The sequence below is a fragment of the Komagataeibacter nataicola genome (assembly GCF_003207795.1).
GTDB lineage: Bacteria > Pseudomonadota > Alphaproteobacteria > Acetobacterales > Acetobacteraceae > Komagataeibacter > Komagataeibacter nataicola.
This window is the reverse complement of sequence record NZ_NIRT01000079.1, coordinates 1-2,612: the sequence shown is the minus strand read 5'-3', so window position 1 is coordinate 2,612 and position 2,612 is coordinate 1. Positions and strand designations below refer to the sequence as shown.

Here is a 2,612-nt window from a genome sequence, read left to right as displayed (position 1 = left end):
TATCCTTCATCTGCCGTCCTTTCGCGCAGTCGTTTCTTCCAACGACCATTCTGGCACATTGCGATGCCGTGCGGGGAGGACGGCAACCACCCCATCTCAATCGTCGATCTCAGGGCATCCTGGACCATTGAGGAACGCTGGCTGGCATCGAAATGCGGCTGGTCTCCTTTCGTGGGCAAGAGGCTGACGGGGAGACCTGTCGGCACCGTCATAAGAGGGAAGCGGGTGATGTGGGAAGGAGAACTTCTCGGGGAACCCGCGGGAATGCCGCTAAGATTTGATGCGACTGACAGGCCCGCTTCCTGATGTTCCCCGGAAAATCATGTCCTCGTGAGAGGGCTGGCGACCTGATGAAAAACGATGCCATAAGGCTGATTCTGGCGAGCGGCTCGCAGACCAGACTCAAGTTACTGAAGCAGAGCGGCATAGAGTGCGCGTGCTATCCTGCGTCTGTTGACGAGGATGGGCTCAAGTCACACTGGAAAGCAGAAGGACGCAACGTCAGGGAGGTGGCTCTCAAACTCGCTGAGGAAAAAGCGTGTTTAGTGGCATCACAGCGCTGCGCACAGATGAGTTCTGAAGAGCACTGTTTGATAATCGGTGCCGATCAGATGCTGGAGTGCGAAGGAGCATGGTTCGACAAGCCTCTGAATCTTGACGCTGCTGGAGCCCAGCTGAGAAGCCTGCGGGGACGCACACATGTGCTGCACAGTGCGGTCGTTCTTTTGGACAGGACGGAGATTGTCTGGAGACATCTGTCCCATGCGACGCTGACAATGCGGATGTTCTCGGACAGATTTATCGAAAAATACCTTCAGCAGGAGGCAGAAAACTGTCTGCAGTGCGTCGGAGCTTACCGTGTGGAAGGACCGGGGGGCCAGCTCTTTGAACACGTCGGTGGCGATTACTCAACAATACTTGGATTGCCTTTGTTGCCGTTGCTGGGAGAGCTGCGAAAAAGGGATGTTCTGGAATTTTGACGGAACGAAGGGTTCGGTGGTTCAGTTATGCTTCTCAGCAGTCGTGTTTTGATGTCGACCGGAAGTGAACACGCTTGAAACTGTCCGTGCAGTTCGTACTATATCAAAGAGATTCTGTTCGCGTTGTCGTGCATTTTCACGATTATCGGATTTGTCGCGCTTTCGGGAGAATGTCACGGGATTCCGGGAGGCTCTGGCAGGATGGTGGATTGAGGCACGTAGGATATCCTGGCGGGGCCTCATGCGTGAGTCGTGTGTCGTGAATCCTGCAGGGCGATGACCACCCCGAAGCAGATCACCCCCCATCCAGGACTGCATGCGCGCGACGGTTCCGAAGACGGACCCGCGCACGTATTTCATTAATTTCGTGCATGACGCGCGAGTGCGCTTGCTTAGACGCTGGCGTGCCTCAGGCCCTTCACGCTGCTGAGATCGCTGTCCGGTAACGCTGTTCAACCATCTCCCAGTCCACCAGATCTGTCAGGAAGGCCTCCACATATTTCGGTCGCATGTTGCGATAATCGATATAATAGGCGTGTTCCCATACATCACATGTCAACAAGGCTGTTTGGCCATGTGCAAGCGGGGTGTCTGCGTTAGCTGTTTTGGTAATGGTCAGTTTCTGACCATCATGTACGAGCCAGCCCCACCCGCTCCCGAACTGGGCCAGACAGGCATTTTTGAATTCCGTTTTGAAATTACCCAGAGAACCGAAATCCGAAACAAGCTGTTTTTCGAGAGACGCAGGAATAGATCCGCCGCCTTTTGCTTTCATGCTAAGCCAGAAAAAGGAATGGTTCCAGTGCTGGCCGGCCTGGTTGAACAGAACCTTCTGCTCGGGGTCGGACGCTGTTTTCCGGATAATTTCATCAAGAGCCAGTCCGTGAAATGGACCGCTGGCAGTGAGTTCGTTGAGCTTGTCAACGTAAGCCTTATGATGCTTTCCGTGGTGGTATTCAAGCGTCTCGGCTGACATGTAGGGCGCGAGTGCGTCGGGAGCATATGGAAGCTCGGGGAGCTTAAACATGTGATATTCCAGTTCTATTTTAGAAGAGCCCTCGTTTAGGAGGGGCGTCCCGTAGCCGGGGCGTCTTCCAGCCGGGTTTGCACCACGTGGCCGGCAATCGTGTAAACGTTAAGCGCTACAGTGCGCGCGCGAGTCACAAGTGCTTCAGTTTCTTCCGACAGGGGGAGGGAGTCATTTTCATGTTCCATCACCCAGGCAACAGCCCAGCGCAGAAGCTCCGCGCAAGCGTGCCGCGCCTGCAGGGGGAGGTCAGGCAGGCTTGCGAGACGAGACAGTTCGTTACAGGCAGAATGTCGAAAATAAGCAGCTTTTTCAGCCTGCCGCTCCCTCAGAAACAGATCGGTCAGATTCTGACACGATATGCTAAAAATGGCGGGAGCAGAGAGCGGTAGTCCCGTCTCCTGAAAATCGACCAGAATCCCGGTGGCCTCCGCCAGAGCGTCCTGATAGAGCCTTTGGGCTTCTTCCAGATCCAGACGTGCATAACTCTGATTGGCTAGAGGGTGTTATGCACCTTGAGCGAGTATAGCGGCGTTTCTGAGCATGAAACATGCGAAAGCGACGACATGGAGACTTGCGAGGGTTGAAGCGTAACGCTCGTAGTC

General features: G+C 54.7%; 2 protein-coding genes and 2 pseudogenes. 2 read left to right on the top strand and 2 right to left on the bottom strand.

Features of this window, described 5'->3' with window-relative positions:
- Positions 1-96: 96 nt before the first annotated feature.
- Both CDI09_RS18755 and CDI09_RS17290 read left to right on the top strand, forming a co-directional pair.
- Positions 97-306 (top strand): annotated as a pseudogene (locus tag CDI09_RS18755) (dihydroorotase); the annotation flags it as partial.
- 44 nt (positions 307-350) lie between these two features.
- Positions 351-980: a Maf family protein gene (locus tag CDI09_RS17290; RefSeq protein WP_078528163.1), complete on the top strand. Its 630-nt coding sequence runs from the start codon at positions 351-353 to the stop codon at positions 978-980.
- 418 nt (positions 981-1,398) lie between these two features.
- On the opposite strand, the gene CDI09_RS17285 is transcribed toward CDI09_RS17290, so the two are convergent.
- Both CDI09_RS17285 and CDI09_RS17275 read right to left on the bottom strand, forming a co-directional pair.
- Entirely contained in the window at positions 1,399-2,007 is a 609-nt protein-coding gene (locus CDI09_RS17285; protein WP_078527130.1) for a superoxide dismutase, read from the bottom strand.
- Positions 2,008-2,513: 506 nt separating this feature from the next.
- Positions 2,514-2,612: pseudogene (locus tag CDI09_RS17275) on the bottom strand (IS5/IS1182 family transposase); the annotation flags it as partial.